At 47.2% G+C, this 16,337-nt stretch carries 14 protein-coding genes; 5 read left to right on the forward strand and 9 right to left on the reverse strand.

Annotation, left to right across the window (positions count from 1 at the left end):
- Positions 1-104: 104 nt before the first annotated feature.
- Together AC0THY_RS19340 and AC0THY_RS19345 are read right to left on the reverse strand one after the other, a co-directional pair.
- A complete protein-coding gene (locus AC0THY_RS19340) occupies positions 105-1,322 on the reverse strand; it encodes a sensor histidine kinase (RefSeq protein ID WP_489992215.1) in 1,218 nt (405 codons plus the stop codon).
- Positions 1,319-2,047: a LytR/AlgR family response regulator transcription factor gene (locus AC0THY_RS19345; RefSeq protein WP_489992216.1), complete on the reverse strand. Its 729-nt coding sequence runs from the start codon at positions 2,045-2,047 to the stop codon at positions 1,319-1,321. Before AC0THY_RS19345 ends, AC0THY_RS19340 begins: the two co-directional genes overlap by 4 nt.
- A 337-nt stretch (positions 2,048-2,384) precedes the next feature.
- On the opposite strand from AC0THY_RS19345, the gene AC0THY_RS19350 reads away from it, so the two are divergent.
- From AC0THY_RS19350 to ymfI, 3 genes are all read left to right on the forward strand, one after another.
- A complete protein-coding gene (locus AC0THY_RS19350) occupies positions 2,385-3,131 on the forward strand; it encodes an ABC transporter ATP-binding protein (protein WP_489992217.1) in 747 nt (248 codons plus the stop codon).
- On the forward strand, positions 3,128-5,242 hold the full coding sequence (locus tag AC0THY_RS19355; RefSeq protein WP_489992218.1) for an FtsX-like permease family protein: 2,115 nt from the start codon (positions 3,128-3,130) through the stop codon (positions 5,240-5,242). Before AC0THY_RS19350 ends, AC0THY_RS19355 begins: the two co-directional genes overlap by 4 nt.
- 246 nt (positions 5,243-5,488) lie before the next feature.
- Positions 5,489-6,223, forward strand: coding sequence for an elongation factor P 5-aminopentanone reductase (ymfI, locus tag AC0THY_RS19360; protein WP_489992219.1), 735 nt, complete (start codon positions 5,489-5,491; stop codon positions 6,221-6,223).
- Between the two features lie 111 nt (positions 6,224-6,334).
- On the opposite strand, the gene AC0THY_RS19365 is transcribed toward ymfI, so the two are convergent.
- On the reverse strand, positions 6,335-8,596 hold the full coding sequence (locus AC0THY_RS19365) for a glycogen/starch/alpha-glucan phosphorylase (protein ID WP_489992220.1): 2,262 nt from the start codon (positions 8,594-8,596) through the stop codon (positions 6,335-6,337).
- A 279-nt stretch (positions 8,597-8,875) separates the two neighbouring features.
- Between AC0THY_RS19365 and AC0THY_RS19370 the strand changes: the two genes are divergently transcribed.
- Positions 8,876-9,889, forward strand: coding sequence for a LacI family DNA-binding transcriptional regulator (locus AC0THY_RS19370; protein ID WP_489992221.1), 1,014 nt, complete (start codon positions 8,876-8,878; stop codon positions 9,887-9,889).
- On the opposite strand, the gene AC0THY_RS19375 is transcribed toward AC0THY_RS19370, so the two are convergent.
- The 3 genes from AC0THY_RS19375 to AC0THY_RS19385 form a co-directional block, all read right to left on the reverse strand.
- Positions 9,861-11,858: an FtsX-like permease family protein gene (locus tag AC0THY_RS19375; protein ID WP_489992222.1), complete on the reverse strand. Its 1,998-nt coding sequence runs from the start codon at positions 11,856-11,858 to the stop codon at positions 9,861-9,863. The two genes, AC0THY_RS19370 and AC0THY_RS19375, sit on opposite strands and share 29 nt — an antisense overlap.
- Positions 11,851-12,618 (reverse strand): ABC transporter ATP-binding protein, encoded by a 768-nt coding sequence (locus AC0THY_RS19380; protein WP_489992223.1) that lies wholly within the window; start codon positions 12,616-12,618, stop codon positions 11,851-11,853. The genes AC0THY_RS19375 and AC0THY_RS19380 overlap by 8 nt, the downstream gene beginning before the upstream one ends.
- Positions 12,619-12,827: 209 nt before the next feature.
- Complete coding sequence (locus AC0THY_RS19385) at positions 12,828-13,181, reverse strand: hypothetical protein (RefSeq protein ID WP_489992224.1); 354 nt, start codon at positions 13,179-13,181, stop codon at positions 12,828-12,830.
- Between the two features lie 90 nt (positions 13,182-13,271).
- Here AC0THY_RS19385 and AC0THY_RS19390 point away from each other — a divergent pair, with 90 nt between their 5' ends.
- Positions 13,272-13,490, forward strand: coding sequence for a helix-turn-helix domain-containing protein (locus tag AC0THY_RS19390; RefSeq protein WP_489992225.1), 219 nt, complete (start codon positions 13,272-13,274; stop codon positions 13,488-13,490).
- Positions 13,491-13,615: 125 nt separating this feature from the next.
- On the opposite strand, the gene AC0THY_RS19395 is transcribed toward AC0THY_RS19390, so the two are convergent.
- The 3 genes from AC0THY_RS19395 to AC0THY_RS19405 form a co-directional block, all read right to left on the reverse strand.
- On the reverse strand, positions 13,616-14,479 hold the full coding sequence (locus tag AC0THY_RS19395) for a MerR family transcriptional regulator (RefSeq protein WP_489992226.1): 864 nt from the start codon (positions 14,477-14,479) through the stop codon (positions 13,616-13,618).
- 186 nt (positions 14,480-14,665) lie between these two features.
- Complete coding sequence (locus AC0THY_RS19400) at positions 14,666-15,655, reverse strand: ATP-binding protein (protein ID WP_489992227.1); 990 nt, start codon at positions 15,653-15,655, stop codon at positions 14,666-14,668.
- A 5-nt stretch (positions 15,656-15,660) separates the two neighbouring features.
- Positions 15,661-16,335 carry a response regulator transcription factor gene (locus tag AC0THY_RS19405; protein ID WP_489992228.1) on the reverse strand — a complete coding sequence of 225 codons (675 nt, stop codon included), beginning with the start codon at positions 16,333-16,335 and terminating at the stop codon, positions 15,661-15,663.
- Positions 16,336-16,337 lie beyond the last annotated feature (2 nt).

Here is a 16,337-nt window from a genome sequence, read left to right on the forward strand (position 1 = left end):
ACTACTTCTCTGTCTTCCTGGCAAGTGCATGCGAAAAATTAACGCCTATCCATAATCTGAAAGGTTACTGTTCACAATAGCCCTGCTGTGTCCTTCTCAAGGCTTCATGCTTTACAATAGAAAAAGAATATAAATTCTCCTCCCTCCGTCTTAAGCTCCAGTCTTCCGTCATATTTCTCCGCTATCAGCCGTACACTTTTAAGCCCCAATCCATGTCCCCACTTATCTTCCTTGGTCGTTGCCGGAAGCTCATCCCCTGAAACAACGTGCATGCAAGGATTCACCACCTTCAGCACAAACATTCCCTTGCCCAGTCTTGCCTCAAGATTGATATACCGATGCTCCTGTTCAAGCCTGCATACATACTCCACCGCATTATCCAGGGCGTTTCCAAAAACAGCGCAGATATCCGGCTTCTCCAAAGGAAGGGGCTGCTGTATTTCTGCTTTCACATAAAAATCAATCCCATACATCCCCATAGAGGAAGCTTTCGTACTTAATAGTACGTTTACAATGGTATCGTTACAATACTTTAAGGTCTGATATAGAGCAGAATTATCCAGCATTTCCCGGATATAGGCATCTTTCTGCTCCATAGAGAGGGCCGACAGTACCTGCAGATGATTTGTGAGGTCATGCTTAAGCCTCCGTATCTCCAGGTTCTGCTTCTCCATCATCGCATAATACCTGCTGTTCATCTCTGCGGTCACCTGCGTCTCCTCAAGCCTGCGCTGCCTGGAAAGAACCGTTACTGTCCACAAAAGTCCGGCGAAGGAGCAAAGTGCCAGTAAAAGCAGAAACAAATTCTGGTAGGTATCCTGCTGCTGCCCATAAAACGTAAGCAGAACCACACAAAGTATAATTCCCATGGGTGTGGCCGTAAGCAGTAAAAGCAGTCTCCACATGGCAGGGCTAAGCTCCAAATCCCTTCCCGGAGAAAAATGCCTGCATAACCAATAGAATGCTGCAGCGAATACCAGCCTTTCCATAAAAGGCTGATGACCGCCAAAAGGCCAGACAAAATTATCCATCAAAGCATTAAAGGCCAGCACAGTGCTGGCAAACATCAGGCCAACCGTTATTTTCTTTAAGCGGCTTCCCCGGCACCCCACAAGCACTGCTGCCAAAAAAATGCTGAGTGTCCAGAGAATGTTCGTCCAGTCCGCAATTTGAATGATCATGCCGCTCAAAAGGCTGCAGCTTACCAGCAAAAACGCCTTTCTTACTCTCTCACTTCTCTGTACAAAAAAACATCTCAATGCCTGATATATAAGAAGTGCTCCGGGAATCAATTTTATGCCTAAAATGATGAACCTGCTCATCGATATTCTCCCTCTAACATAGCTTTAGCTAAACTGGCTTCCGCCTCCTCCTTCATGCTTCTGCTCACAGGCAGTCTATTGCCGGCAACGCGCACCTCTCCCCGGCCCACATGCTCTACCTTATCTGCGTTTACCAGGTATCTCTGATGAATACGCACAAAGCTAACGCATGCCTGCCCCTTAAGCTGTTCTTCAACCTCATCCAGCTTTCCGTAAAAAGGATACTCCTTTTCCTCTGTAACCAGTACCACCTTACGCCTGTCGCTGTAGAGATAGGAAATCCTGTCAACAGGCATACGGAAAATGCCATCCGTGTTTTTGAAGGCAAATACCTTCTCCCTGTTCCTTCCTAACATTGTGCGCACCCTGCTGACGATATTTCGGAGACGCTTCTCCTGCGCAGGCTTCATCACATAGTCAAGGGCACCTACCTCATACCCCTCAAACACATAATCTGAGTATCCGGTAAGGAACACGATCACCAGCTCCTGGTTAAACTCTCTTATTTTCCTGGCTGTGTCCATTCCGTTAAGGCCCTCCATCTCCACGTCCAAAAACAAAAGATCTATCTCCCCCGGATGCGCCTTCAGCCATTTCACTGCACTGCTTCCGGAGGTGAACTCATAAACAATTTCCTCATCATCCTCATAGATAATCTTTTCCAACTGAAACCGGACGGCATCTCTGGCATCCGTCTCATCATCACATAATGCAACACGAAGCATAGTTACTACCTCTCTGTAATCTTTATGAAAGATGTTGGGTGCCTACGGATTTCTCCGCACTTTGTGACCCTGGCATCTTATGAAACAGTATAACATGTATTCACTAAAACGAACAATGTGGTTTTGTTCCAGAAATGACACATTGACGCTCAAAACTTTACAAGAGAGCTGCAAAACTTTACATTCCTTGCATTTGCTATCCAAAGTTTACATGAAGGGTGCCAAACTTGACAGCCTGAATTTTCCACAACGTTTTTTATGATATATATAAAGAAAAGCCGTAACTGCGAAGGTGCCTAGCTGTTACGAAAAGTCAAAGAAAGCAAAGGTGAACAAAATGTTAGATGTAAAAAATCTCCAAAAATCTTATACCATCGGAAAGAAGTCCTACCCTGTATTAAAGGGCGTTGACTTAAGTGTGGCCAAGGGCGAATTCGTAGCGGTGATGGGGCCTTCCGGTTCGGGGAAGAGCACGCTTCTCAACTGTATCTCCTGCTACATTCCTTTTGAGGAGGGCAAAATTACTCTGGGAGGCCAAGAACTGAAGGGCATGAATGAGAGTCAGCTTGCAAAAATACGCAACGAAAAGCTTGGCTTTGTATTCCAGGATTTCATGCTCCTTGACGGTCTGACGATCCGCGAAAATATTCTGGTCCCGAGAATCATCCAGGGCAGTGTGAGCCGTGATGCTGAGGAGCTGGCCGACCGCCTGATTGACCTTTTCGGCATCAGCCATATCCGTGGCAAATATCCTGCGGAGGTATCAGGAGGTGAACGTCAGCGCACTGCTGTGGCAAGAAGTCTGATCAATCATCCTCTAATCATACTGGCCGATGAACCTACCGGAAATCTTGACAGTAAATCAAGCCGGACGGTTATAGAATCCTTTGAGAATGCCAGAAGTCAGATGGATGCTACGATCTTCATGGTCACCCATGACAGTTTTTCTGCCTCCTTCTGTGACAGGGTCATCCTTCTGAAGGATGGTACTGTATACCGTCAGCTTGAAAAAACAGGACGGCGCAGCACATTCCATGATCTTCTCTTAGACGCGATTAAAGAAATGAGTGGTGATGAATCATGATGACAATGCAAACCTTAGAAAAGAAATTACAAAAGGCATCCAGAAAACAGGCAACACTATACCTTTTATGCAACTTCGTATCTATGATGCTGATTACCTCCTATGCAGCTATTCTTTTTTCTCCTACCATCTTAAATGTCCTGCCGGAGGGCGGCGACAGCAGAAAACAATTATACGCCATCTTCGTCATGGCCCTGTTTGGCTGTGTGGTCTTTACCATCTACGCAGCCAGCCTGTTCTTCCGCAAAAAATCACGGCAGCTCGGTATCCTCATGGCTCTGGGTGCGTCCAAAAAGCGCCTCTCACCCGGCCTGTTCCGGGAGGTGGCGCTTATGAGCGGAGTATCCTCCCTGGCCGGAATTGCCGCGGGTATCCCGTTTGTGATATTACTCTGGAAGATATTTCAGCTGTTTATCGTAGATACAGGTGAGATGAAGCTGGTGATTCATTTCCAATGCTTGTATGTATCCGCCGCCTTCTACCTTTTGGTATCTGCCTGCGCCTGCATTATGGCCTATCAATACCTGAGGAAAACAAATATCCTTGATGTGGTGCAGGAGGAGCACAAAAACGAACCGGTAAAGGAGCTCGGCCGATGGTGCGGTCCCCTTGGAATCGTTCTGATTTTTGTGGGAGCTGTGGCTGGTTACTATTCCGGCACTGTATATATGAAATTACTTAGTGCCTACCCTCCTGCCTGGCTGAATATCACTTATGCCCCCGTTTTTATCGGCTTGTACCTTGTGATGATACACACAGTAATCCATGGGTGGATTCCGCACAAAAAGAAACCCTACAAAAACATCATTTCCAGGAGTATGATGAAATTTCAGGGAAAGCAGACCGTCAACAGCCTAATCGTAAGTACCGTGCTTATTGCGGGCGGCTGTTTCGCAATTTTCTATGTTCCGGTTCTGGCCACAGGACAGATGATGAATATCAACAGCCACGAATATGATTATGCCTACCACTACAGAGCGGACCAGAATGTGCCGGGGAAACAGAAGGTTACTGCAATGGCGGATCATTACGGCATTGCCCTTAAGGACTGGATGGAATGCCCATATATTACCCTGGGAATGGATGGCTATGAAGAAATTCAGGATGAAAATGACTCCTTCCATGTAGAATATTCGCCGCTGCTAAGCGGAGGAAATTTTCTGTCTGAAAGCAGCTACCGCAAAATGACAGGACAGGACATCTTTGTCCCTGCGCAAAGCTACTACGCTGTTACGGGAACCCAGTCTTCCTATAATTTATTTGCCAACTCCAATGCAACCAAACTTACCAATATCGTAACCCGGGAAATAATAGACGTAACCTTCAAGGGTTATCTTCATTTTGACCTCATGGCCGGGAATAACAGCTTTTATGTGATCAATGATCAGGACTACGAAAAAATCCGCCAAGGTCTTACTCCTGTATGGCACGGATCTCTGGTATATTTTAATGCAGATGGGGAGGATAGCTATGACTTTGCCAATACCTTTTTTCACACCTTTGTGGATTCTTTTGGACCGGAATGCGAGTATCCCAAATTTTATGACCCGGTAACAAAGATTGCACAGGAGGAAAAGGGACAGATCTACTGGGGAGACACAGACCAGATGACTCCTGTGAGCTACGAGGAAGCAGATTCCTCCGATTTCCGCCTTCACTGGGAATATATGCCGCAATTTCGCATACTGGACCGCAATGATTTCATGACTACGTTTTCCGTGTATTTAATGGCATTTATATTTGTGGCTCTCATCTGCTTCGCAGCGGCAATCGTCATCGGTTATACACGCTGCCAGGCTATTGCGCTCAATAACCGTTATGTGTTCGATGATCTTAAGCGCCTGGGCGGTCCCCCTGCGTTTCTCTGCGCAGAAGTGAAACGCCAATGCCTGATCGTATTCCGAATACCGGCAATTACCGGAATGACCCTGATGACGCTGCTATACACTCTGCTTTTGTATGCCAATGACAGCCGCCTGAACTCCGGCGAACTGTATTCCCTACTTGTTTGTCTGGGGGTGCTGGCTGTGATTGCAGTCATTCTGTATTCTATTTACCGCTATACTGTACGCAGGATTGAGCGTGATCTTGGGATCGATAAAGCTCAATGATAACCAGCGCAGAAGGCCATTTTTAAAGGAGGTGTGCAATATTGCTGGCCACGGAGTGAACAGTTCCTATTTTGTGTTACTGTTCACACGTTCACAGTAACTATTTCGCGTCAATACATACCGTAGGTTTGGAAAATTTATTGTTCCGTTCCAAGAGGATGTGTTATAATAGCTCAAAGAGTCAGATATCCCCGCTATGCGGTATATCTGCCACAAAGTATGATTGACAAGAAAAGGAGACCTGCTATGAGTTACAAGACTGCCCTGATCACAGGGGCTTCCAGAGGAATCGGACGGGCCATTGCCCTGTCTATGGCTTCTGCCGGATACCATTTGATGCTGACCTGTCACCGAAACCAGGACATGCTTACTGAGCTGGCACATCAAATTGAGAGCCGCTATCCCGTCACCTGCCTGACCTATGCGGGGGATATGGGCGACTACGAGGCAGTGCAAAAGATGTATGCCTGTTTCCAGCAGCGTTTTGCCTCCCTGGATGTGATCGTAAACAATGCAGGAATTTCCCACATGGGGCTTTTGACGGATATGAACCCTGAGGAGTGGGACCGGATCATGGCAACCAACCTCTCCTCCGTGTTTTATACCTGCCGCTACGGCATCCCTATTATGCTGCGCAAAAAGACCGGAAAGATCATCAATATCTCCTCTGTGTGGGGAGTGGCCGGCGCTTCCTGTGAAGCTGCCTACTCTGCCTCCAAGGGAGGTGTCAACGCGCTCACCAAAGCACTGGCAAAGGAGCTTGGTCCCAGCAACATCCAGGTCAATGCCATCGCCTGCGGAGCCATTGATACGCAGATGAATGACTGGATGACCGAGGAGGACCTGGAATCTCTGCTGATTGAGATCCCTGCCGGACGTTTGGGGCGCCCGGAGGAGGTTGCACACCTGGTACTGAACCTGTGCTCCGGAAATGAGTATCTGACCGGGCAGGTGATTCATTTGGATGGGGGATGGATATAAAATTGAGGGCTTTTTCGTTTCATTTGACATAGTTTCCAATGGAATGAAACGCGGAAGTGTAAGCTTAAGAGGCTTATACTTCCGCTTTATTTTACTCTTCTTTTACACAGTCTATAAATGCCAGATCTCCTCATTATACTGCTTTATAGTCCGGTCAGAGGAAAAATACCCGGCTTCGCTGATGTTTACCAGCATTTTCTTGGCCCAGTCCATGCGGTCCCGGTAGTTGTCAAATGCCTGGTCCTTTGTGCGTATATAGTCCTTCACATCCAGAAGTGTCATAAACCAGTCCTTCTGTATGAGTTCTCTGTGGAGGCGTGCCAGGTTTTCTTTATCTCCCACCTGCAGCAGGGTATCGCTGACAATGAAGTCCACCATCTCCCGAATTTCCCCATCCGCTTCATAAATATTTTTAGCACAATAGTCTTTCTTTGCATAGTGTTCAATCACCTGCTGGCTGGATTCCCCGAAGATATAGATGTTCTCCTCACCCACCAACTGGTGTATCTCCACATTCGCACCGTCCTCTGTTCCCAGAGTGACCGCCCCATTCAGCATGAACTTCATGTTGCCAGTACCGCTGGCCTCCTTGGATGCCAGGGAGATCTGCTCCGATACATCACAGGCCGGGATGAGTTTCGATGCCTTAGTCACGTTGTAGTTTTCCACCATAACCACATTCAGGTGCTTCTTTACTTCCGCATCCCGGTCAATGATCGCCTGAAGGCAGAGGATCAGGTGAATGATATCTTTGGCTATCACATATGCTGGAGCAGCCTTTGCCCCAAAAATCATGGTGATTGGCGTCTTTGGAACCTTGCCTGCCTTGATCTCCAGGTATTTGTGAATGATATACAGCGCATTCATCTGCTGCCTCTTGTACTCATGAAGCCTCTTAATCTGTATATCAAAGATGGAGTTCTCATCCAAGCGGATATTCTGGGTTTCCCTCAGGTAGGCCTTCAGCGCCTGTTTGTTCTCCAGCTTGATCTGCAGCAGCTCACGCAGCACCTGCTCATCTTTTTCATAGGCGCGCAGCTTTTTTAACTCATCCGCATTCTTTTTAAATCCACTTCCGATCAATCGCTCAATCAGGCCCGTTAGCTTAGGATTGCAGTGCAGCAGCCATCGGCGGAACGTGATTCCGTTAGTCTTGTTATTAAATTTTTCCGGATACAGATCATAGAAGGGCTTCAGCTCGGATTCCTTCAGGATTTCCGTGTGCAGGGCTGCCACCCCGTTCACGCTGAATCCATAGTGAATATCCATATGAGCCATATGCACCCGTCCGCTGTCGTCTATGATGGACACCCTGGGATCTGCAAAATCCTCCCGCACCCTGGCATTCAGCTCCCGGATGATCGGCAGCAGATGGGGCACCACCTGCTCCAGATAGGAGATTGGCCACTTTTCCAGGGCTTCCGCCAAAATGGTGTGGTTTGTGTAAGCACAGGTCCTGCTTACCACCTCAATAGCCCTGCGCTGGGACATCCCCTCCTGCTGCAGAAGGCGGATCAACTCCGGAATCACCATGGAAGGGTGGGTATCATTGATCTGGACAACTACGTGTTCATCCAGCTTATACAAGTCATATCCCTTTTCTTTACACTCTTTCAAAATCAGTTGTGCGGCATTGCTCACCATAAAATACTGCTGATAGATGCGAAGCAGCTGTCCCTTCTCATCACTGTCGTCCGGATAGAGGAAGAGGGTCAGGTTCCGCCTGATATCCTCCTTATCAAAACAGATGCCCTCTTTTACGATGCCCTCATCCACGGAGTCCACATCGAACAGGTGCAGTTTGTTGGTGCAGCTGTCATATCCCGTCACGTCAATATCATACAGACTGGAGGTGAGGCTGAAGTCCTTAAACGGTATCTCAAAGTGAATATCCGTCTTCTCCAGCCAGCTCTCTTTCTCAATCCAGGGATTGGGCACTTCCTTCTGCTTGTGATCCGAAAATTCCTGTTTAAACAGGCCGCAGTGATAGTTCAGGCCCACTCCGTCCCCATTCAACCCCAGTGTTGCGATAGAGTCTAAAAAACAGGCAGCCAGTCTTCCCAAACCTCCATTTCCCAGAGACGGCTCCGGTTCCAGCTCTTCAATCGCACTGAGTTCTTTTCCATTTCTCCGCAGCACCTGCTCTGCCTCCCCGTACAGTCCCAGATTGATCAGGTTGTTGGAGAGCAGCTTTCCTATCAAAAATTCTGCGGATATATAATAAAGCTTCTTGCTGCCTTTGTTCCTTCCTAACGCCTTTGCCTTCTCCTTTGTGAGTTCCAGCAGGGCGCGGTATATCTCCTCATTGGATGCCTTTGCCACATCTTTGCCAAAACTGGTTTCCAGAATTTTATTCAACTCTTTTTCCAACATTTCAATTTCCTCCTCATTATAGAGAGCGCAGATTTGTTTCGAAAATTTTCGAAATTACATTGCGATCTTACCATTCCTGTGCTATATTGTCAATATAGTATTTCTCCTTTTAGGAAAAAAATGTGTTACTGTTCACACGCACAGTAACATGCATAAATCCATGCAAAATCGCCTTCGGCGATGGGATTTATGCACCCTTGAATCATTTTCTCACGGTCTGAGCAGTAAATGCTCAGACCTGGGTGACAATAACAAAAAAGTACATCAGGAGGAAAATTTATGGCTACAATCCGAGATATTGCCAGACAACTGGGTATTTCTCCGGGTACGGTGTCAAAGGGACTCAACGGCGCCAGTGATATCAGCGAATCCACCAGGCAGGCAGTACTGGATACCGCGGTGGAGCTGGGATACAAGCCCAAGAGCATGCAGGGAAAAACACCCGGGAAAATCTGTATTTTGGTGGAAAATATGAATTATGATAATGTAGATCAATTTGGATATGAAATCATTGCCGGCTTTGAACAGACTGCAGCTCTAAAAGGCTGCCAGGTGGATATCATCCCGGCCGGCCTTTCCATGCAGACCGGTGAGCCCTATGATACCTTTATGCTGAAAAATAAATACGTGGGTGCGTTCCTGCTGGGCTTTGAGCTGCACGATGACTATCTCAGACAGCTGCACAACACCAAAGTCCCCACTGTTCTCTTGGACAATTACATTGAAAATAACCCCAGGGTCGGCTATGTGGGAACTGACAACTTTGAGGGAATGAAACATATTGTCAATCACCTGGCTGCCCTGGGGCACAGAGAAATTGCGGTGCTCTGCGGAAACCCGGATTCGCTGATCACGGTCCGCCGTTTTGACGCCTTTAAGCATTTTATGTGGTGCAACCAGCTCAAATGGCGGGATGAGCTGATTGCCTACGGGGATTTTCACCGGGACACTGCCCCAGAATACGTTTCGCGCTTTCTGGAGCAGGGTGCCACGGCAATCGTCTGCGCCAGTGACTACATTGCCTCAGGCGTGATCCGTGCCCTCACCGCCGCCAGAGTGCGGGTGCCGGAGGATGTGAGCGTCACTGGCTTTGATGATCTGCCACTTGCCCGGTATCTGGCGCCACCGCTGACCACTGTGCGGCAAAACCGCCTGGACCTGGGAAAAAGCGCATTTTTGTTGCTGGACGGCCTGATGCACGGTGTGTCCATCAGCCGCCTGGAGCTACGCCCCACCTTTATCGCGCGTCAGTCCACGGGACCCGTCAGCTTACAATCTTATAATAGGTCTTAGCTGTCATGGAGTAGATCAAGGTATACCCCAGCGCAAATACAACGATGGTTCCGCCTGTACAGGCCATAAAGAGCTTAGTGTTGTAGAGGTTAAATATCATGAGCAGCCGGTTGATGATATTGAAGGCAAAGGCAATGTGTACACCCGCCATCAAGAGCGGCAGGAAAAATACACTCAGTACCTGGCTGCGGATGGACTGGCGCACTTCCTTTTTGCTCATTCCTACCTTCTTCATGATCTGGTACCTCTCCCGGTCATCATACCCCTCTGAAATCTGTTTATAGTAGATGATCAGTATGGTCGCCATCACAAACAGCAGTCCCAGGAAGATCCCCAGGAAGAGAAGTCCCCCGTCCATAATATAGAAGCTGTTTTTTCCGGCAGCCACACCATCCGCGTATCCTGTCAGGCCCTCCTGCTCCATTCTGGCAGACAACTCTTTTTGGAGACGGATCTGCGTGTCTTCATCTGCAGTAGTATCAAACCCATAGTAATAACTCATCTCACTGAGCCGGTCCTTTAACTCCCCCGGGACTTCGATCTGCTTAGTAACCCTTTCCAAAAATGCCTGGTCCGGCACTACAATACAGTAGGCATCTGTAAGCAGGGTGCCCATCCCCATGGGGATGACCTCCTCACTCAGGTTCTCTTTAATCTTGCAGGATGTGTCCTGAATCTGGATCTCTCCATTCAGTGTCTCCCCCTTTGCACAGTAGACCAGCACCTCATCCGGGGCCAACTGCTCCTCCCTGCCCTCCAGACGGTTATAGTCCTCCAGAAGGATGAAGGTGAGGGACGTGGGCATTTCATCGCCCAAATCCATTCCGGTGTAGGACTGATTCACACCGTAGAAATGGTTTCCATCCTGCGCCAGGGTAAATCCCTGGCTGCGGTAATTGATGACATTCTCTGTCTCAATCCCGTATTCGCTGATCACATCATTGACCATGGAATCAATGGCCTTCCTGGACTCATCCGTTACATTATACTGGTTTACGCCAATATTTCTCGGATAACGCCATCGCAACGAATCCTCCAGTCCCAGATACAGGCTGAGTGTGGTTGATATCAGGATCAATACGCCTGTGGAGAGCACACAGATACTGGCCAATCCGGCCGCATTCTGTTTCATTCGGTACATCATACCGGAGATGGTAGTAAAATGCTTTGGCTGGTAATAGTATCTCTTGTTTTTGCGCAATATCTTTAAAATCAGTATACTTCCCGCTGTAAAGAGACAATAGGTGCCAATGATCACCAGAATGACCGCCCCGAAGAAAAGCAGCATGGCATCCAGCGGAGAGGTTACGGTTGCTGCTATATAATAACCCACTCCCAGACACAGAAAACCCACAAGTGCTATGATCCACTTTGTCTTAGGTTCTTTCTCACCCACATTGGAACCCTTGAGAAGTTCAATGGGGTTAGAGAGGTGAATCTGCCTCAAAGTGTTCAGATAGTTCAGCAGAAAAATCCCTGCAAACAGGAACAGGCACTCCCCTATGGCCTTGGGTGCTATCTCAAACCCCAGACTCACCGGAAACCTCAGCATTTTCATCAAGAGCAGATATACCAGATGTGAAAAAAGGATACCTGAGGCAATTCCCGCCAGAAGGCTGAAACCGCCGGAGAATAAAGTCTCCCAGAAAACCACTCTACCCAGGTGGCGTTTTTCCATACCCAGGATATTGAACAGTCCAAATTCCTTTTTTCTCCTCTTGATCAGAAAGCTGTTGGTGTAAAACAAAAAGATAACAGAAAATATTATGATAACCCAGCTTCCAAGACCCATAATCATAATGATATCCTGGCCTCCGTGCATCTCCTCCACAGAGCTGTTCATTCCCAGGCCCCGTATGATATAGTACATCATTATGGTCAGGGTACAGGTCAAAATGTAGGGAACATATGTCTTGGCATTTTTCTTTATATTGCTGGCGGCCAGCTTGGGATAAAAGACTTTACTCATTCTGATCACCACCTGTCGCAATCACGGTCAGGGTATCGGAAATCTTCTGGTACATCTCCTCTTCCGTCATATTTGCCCGGTAGATCTGGTGGAAGACTTCCCCATCCTTGATAAACAGTACGCGTCCCGCGTGACTGGCTGCCTTTACACTGTGGGTTACCATGAGAATGGTCTGCCCTTCCGCGTTCACTTCATTGAAGACCCGAAGCAGACCTTCTGTAGCCCTGGAGTCCAAAGCTCCTGTGGGCTCATCCGCCAGCACCAGTTTGGGGTCTGTGATCAGGGCTCTGGCCACTGCCGCCCTCTGCTTCTGCCCGCCCGAAACCTCATAGGGATATTTTGCCAGGATATCCCCGATGCCCAGCTTGCGGGCCAGCGGCTCCAGCTTGGCGTTCATTTGCTCATATTTTTCTCCGGCCAGCACAAGCGGAAGAAAGATGTTGTCCTTCAGTGAAAAGGTGTCCAGCAGATTGAAATCCTGAAACACAAATCCCAGATTATCTCTGCGGAATGCGGAGATTTCCTTTTCCTTAATTGAGACAATGCTCTTTCCGTTTAAGAGCACCTCCCCGCTGGTGGGTTTGTCCAGAGCAGCCAGAATATTCAGGAGAGTGGTTTTACCAGAACCCGACTCTCCCATGATGGCCACATACTCTCCATCCTCCACGGAGAAGGATACGTTGGTCAGTGCCTGGACGTGGTTTCCTCCGAATCTCGTGATGTATACCTTTTTCAAGTTGTGAACTTCCAATATAGACATTTTCACTGCCTCCTCATACTTAATCTTCACCCTGGGAATCTTTTTTACTTCCCTGTTTGTGAGATAAGTATAACAGATCTTATCCCTTTACTTCCATGGGTACTGCTTACAATATTCTGTTATAACCTTACAAAAACGTCACAATTGTTTCAATCCTCGCTCGGTAATCTAACAGAGTACAGCCACCTTCAGAGATGTGAAAATGCTCACTATCGGATCTTGTCGAATTTCTCTTTATAATACAGTTTTAGATTTTCATTTCTTATGTTCTCACAAAACTCTTCTAGCCACTCTTCATACAGGGCTGCTTTTTCCTCCGGATAACCGTCCGGCTCCCCCTGCACAATATTTTCAATCAATTCCGCCTCCTGCAGTTCAAACCGCTTGTGCATCTCATAAGATAGTTTTTCTAATCCTACCTTTGTCACCAGATAATGAATGCGCTCAAAGTCCTTCCATGTCATCTCCTCCATATTCAGGATCTTTTTCGCATCCTTCTCGGAACAAAGAGAGAGAAATAAAATTTTTTCTTTCTCTGCCTCTTGCCATCCTATACTTTGCATTTACTCACCTCCTTTTGTATATTACTATTATAGCCAGATATCCGGTAATGTTCAATTGCCAATTTTTTCCTATAATTGCTTTGAGAGGATGTGATTTCCATTATTAGCTATAAACCATTTTGGAATACTCTGGAAAGCAAAGGAATAACCCAGTATCAACTGATCAATGATTATCATTTTTCAACCGGGACACTGGACAGTTTAAGAAAAAACAACAGTATTACTCTGAATACACTACATGATATCTGCATTATGCTGGATTGTAATATTGGAGATGTAGTAGAGTTTATCCTTATAGAGGATGTGTAACCGTTATAGAAAAGAATTATTTTCTCATACGACTGTATGCTTCTGATAACTTTTTATTGCTTTGCGGGTATGTTTTGAGACCTTGCCTGTTACCAGACAAGGTCTCTTTTTCCATTTCTTATATCCTATTTCCGTTCCAAATACACTTTTAATGCAGTTCCGATGAATTTGGCAGCGCCAACCCCATACTTCTTATCCATCACTTCAATATATATGGGGTTGGAGAGATAATTGTCAGCCATGACTCCCCAGTAATTTTCTCCCATATCAATGCCCCTGTTGCATTCGTTGGCAAATGATACCATCTCATCAACCAGCTCCTGCACACTCAGGCACGAGGGATCTCTGGACAGATCGGATGTGAGCCTTCTCGTGATATCCTCTGTCCTTTCCATCAGGCCGCCCACCTCTGAAGGGGAGATGGGAGAGCCCTTATCCAAAAAATCACCCAGATTGTTCTTCATAGCTTCTACAAAACGCCCCACACTGCCAAACTGCTTCAGAGCCATCCGGGCAATTTCCTGTTCCTGCCCTTTCAGCTGTGTGATCATCTCCTCAAAGCTTTCCATGCTTCCCAGTTGTTTCACAATCTCATCCCTGTGTGTACTTTTAAATTGTTCCAGGGCCTGAATATACTCTTCCACGTCAAAGTCTTTCTCTTCCATACTGTTCTCTCCTCCGATCTCTTTGTCCAATCTTTCCAACAATTCATTCAACCGGTCACGCTTTCGCATGATCTGTTCACGCTGTCTTGTCAATGCTGCCATCCGGTCAATTTGAGGATTGTCTAAAATCTCTTTTATCTCTCTTAAGGTAAAGTCCAGCTCCTTGTAAAATAAAATCTCCTGAAGCGATGCTACCGCCTGCTCATCATACATCCGGTATCCGGCCTCTGTCGTCTTTGTGGGCTTGAGCAAACCGATATTGTCATAGAACTGCAGGGCCCGCACGCTTGCCCCTGTCAGTATGGATACTTGTTTTACAGTCATCACGACCATTCACCTTCCTTCAATGTTGAGTTCAGATTTTCTTTTCTCTGCCGGCGTAGGAGTTCTCTAAAACCTGATCTCTGATACTTATACTACACTATTACCATGCGTAAGAGTCAACACTTTTATGAAAGGCTTTTTTTCTGCTGTTGTTACTGTGAACGTGTGAACCGTAACTCTGCTGTCTTAGTCAACCTGCAGTTTTGCAGATTTGAGATCCAGATAGACCCTGGTTCCCTCTCCGGGTTCTGACTCAATCCAAATGGAGTGATTCAGCTTCGTCACAATGGATTTACAAAGGTAAAGTCCAATGCCCGTGGACTTTTTGTCTGTCCTTCCGTTGTAACCTGTGTATCCCTTTTCAAAGATTCTGGGCAGGTCCTCCCCCTGGATACCGATCCCTGTATCCTCAATCACCAGGGTCTTCTCTCTTCTGGGCGCCATATAGATGGATATTTTGCCGGACCTGGTATATTTGATTGCATTGGAAAGAAGCTGCTCTATGACAAAGACCAGCCATTTTTCATCTGTGATGACACGGCACCTCAGTTCCTCATAGTCCAGGCTGATTTTTCTTCGTATAAACGACTTTGCATATTTGCGCACAGCCTGCTTTACGATCTTGTCCAGTGAGTACTGGCGGATCAGCAGGTCTGAGTTCATGTTGTCCATTCTCAAATACTGCAAAACCATTTCCACATACTGTTCAATCTTAAAGAGCTGTTCCCCCAGTTCCTCGCTCTGAAGCGTATTTTCTGTCTGGAGCAGCAGGCGCATGGCCGCGATGGGCGTCTTGATCTGATGTGCCCACATGGTGTAGTAGTCCAGCATTTCTGTATAGCGAACCGCCACCTCATTGTCTGCCTCACATTTTGCCTTGTACAAAATCTCCATCAGCTCCTGGTAGGACTCCTCCACCTGATTATCCGCCTCAGGCAGATTTTCCATAGTCAGCTGTACCCTTTCTCTCATCTCCCGGAGGGCTTTCACCCTTGCGCGAAACTTCAGATAGCCGGGAATTCCAATCATTCCAGCTGCCACGGCACTTAACAGGCTGGCATACAGTATGATTTCCCCCGGCAGATTATATAAATAAAAGACCACCCCGAAAATGACGCAGCAGAGCATTCCCGCTGCCAGGTGCCTCCTGTTCTTCCTGAGATACTGAACAATCATAGCGCTCACGCCTCCACCATATACCCAATTCCCTTTTTGGTCACAATAAAGCCTGACAGCCCTGCCTCCTCCAGCTTTCTGCGAAGCCGTGTCACATTGACGGTCAGGGTGTTGTCGTCCACAAAGCTGTCTGTCTCCCACAGTCTGGTCATTATCAGATCCCTGCTCACCGCAGTCCCCTTATTCTCCATCAAAATCTGCAGGATTTTATATTCATTTTTTGTAAGTTCCACCTTCTGGCCCTGATAGGTCATAGTGGCGTCCGATGTGTTCAGTATGGCGCCTCTGTGCTCCATCAGATGGGTCTGTCCCGCAAAGTCGTAGGTTCTGCGCAGCATGGCCTGAACCTTGGCCATGAGCACATTCAGGTCAAAGGGTTTTGCTATAAAGTCATCCCCTCCCATATTGACAGCCATTACGATATTCATATTGTCGGAAGTGGATGAGATAAAAATCACCGGAACCTTGGATATCTGGCGAATCTGCGTACACCAGTGATATCCGTTAAAGAAGGGGAGTGAGATATCCATCAGCACCATCTGAGGGTCAAACTCTCCAAACTCACTCATGACATTTTTAAAGTCTTCCACGCATCTGGCCTCATACCCCCAGTTCTCCATCTGCTGCCTCACCGTCCCGGCAATGACCTCGTCATCCTCCACAATCAGTATCCGGTACATCT

Source organism: Ruminococcus sp. 8Y-12, assembly GCF_058119865.1.

What these genes read in the sequence shown, in the direction of transcription:
- AC0THY_RS19340 (WP_489992215.1), bottom strand. Translation starts at nt 1,322, where the DNA reads ATGAGCAGGTTCATCATTTTAGGCATAAAATTGATTCCCGGAGCACTT.
- AC0THY_RS19345 (WP_489992216.1), bottom strand. Translation starts at nt 2,047, where the DNA reads ATGCTTCGTGTTGCATTATGTGATGATGAGACGGATGCCAGAGATGCC.
- AC0THY_RS19350 (WP_489992217.1), top strand. Translation starts at nt 2,385, where the DNA reads ATGTTAGATGTAAAAAATCTCCAAAAATCTTATACCATCGGAAAGAAG.
- AC0THY_RS19355 (WP_489992218.1), top strand. Translation starts at nt 3,128, where the DNA reads ATGATGACAATGCAAACCTTAGAAAAGAAATTACAAAAGGCATCCAGA.
- ymfI (WP_489992219.1), top strand. Translation starts at nt 5,489, where the DNA reads ATGAGTTACAAGACTGCCCTGATCACAGGGGCTTCCAGAGGAATCGGA.
- AC0THY_RS19365 (WP_489992220.1), bottom strand. Translation starts at nt 8,596, where the DNA reads ATGTTGGAAAAAGAGTTGAATAAAATTCTGGAAACCAGTTTTGGCAAA.
- AC0THY_RS19370 (WP_489992221.1), top strand. Translation starts at nt 8,876, where the DNA reads ATGGCTACAATCCGAGATATTGCCAGACAACTGGGTATTTCTCCGGGT.
- AC0THY_RS19375 (WP_489992222.1), bottom strand. Translation starts at nt 11,858, where the DNA reads ATGAGTAAAGTCTTTTATCCCAAGCTGGCCGCCAGCAATATAAAGAAA.
- AC0THY_RS19380 (WP_489992223.1), bottom strand. Translation starts at nt 12,618, where the DNA reads ATGTCTATATTGGAAGTTCACAACTTGAAAAAGGTATACATCACGAGA.
- AC0THY_RS19385 (WP_489992224.1), bottom strand. Translation starts at nt 13,181, where the DNA reads ATGCAAAGTATAGGATGGCAAGAGGCAGAGAAAGAAAAAATTTTATTT.
- AC0THY_RS19395 (WP_489992226.1), bottom strand. Translation starts at nt 14,479, where the DNA reads ATGACTGTAAAACAAGTATCCATACTGACAGGGGCAAGCGTGCGGGCC.
- AC0THY_RS19400 (WP_489992227.1), bottom strand. Translation starts at nt 15,655, where the DNA reads ATGATTGTTCAGTATCTCAGGAAGAACAGGAGGCACCTGGCAGCGGGA.
- AC0THY_RS19405 (WP_489992228.1), bottom strand. Translation starts at nt 16,335, where the DNA reads ATGTACCGGATACTGATTGTGGAGGATGACGAGGTCATTGCCGGGACG.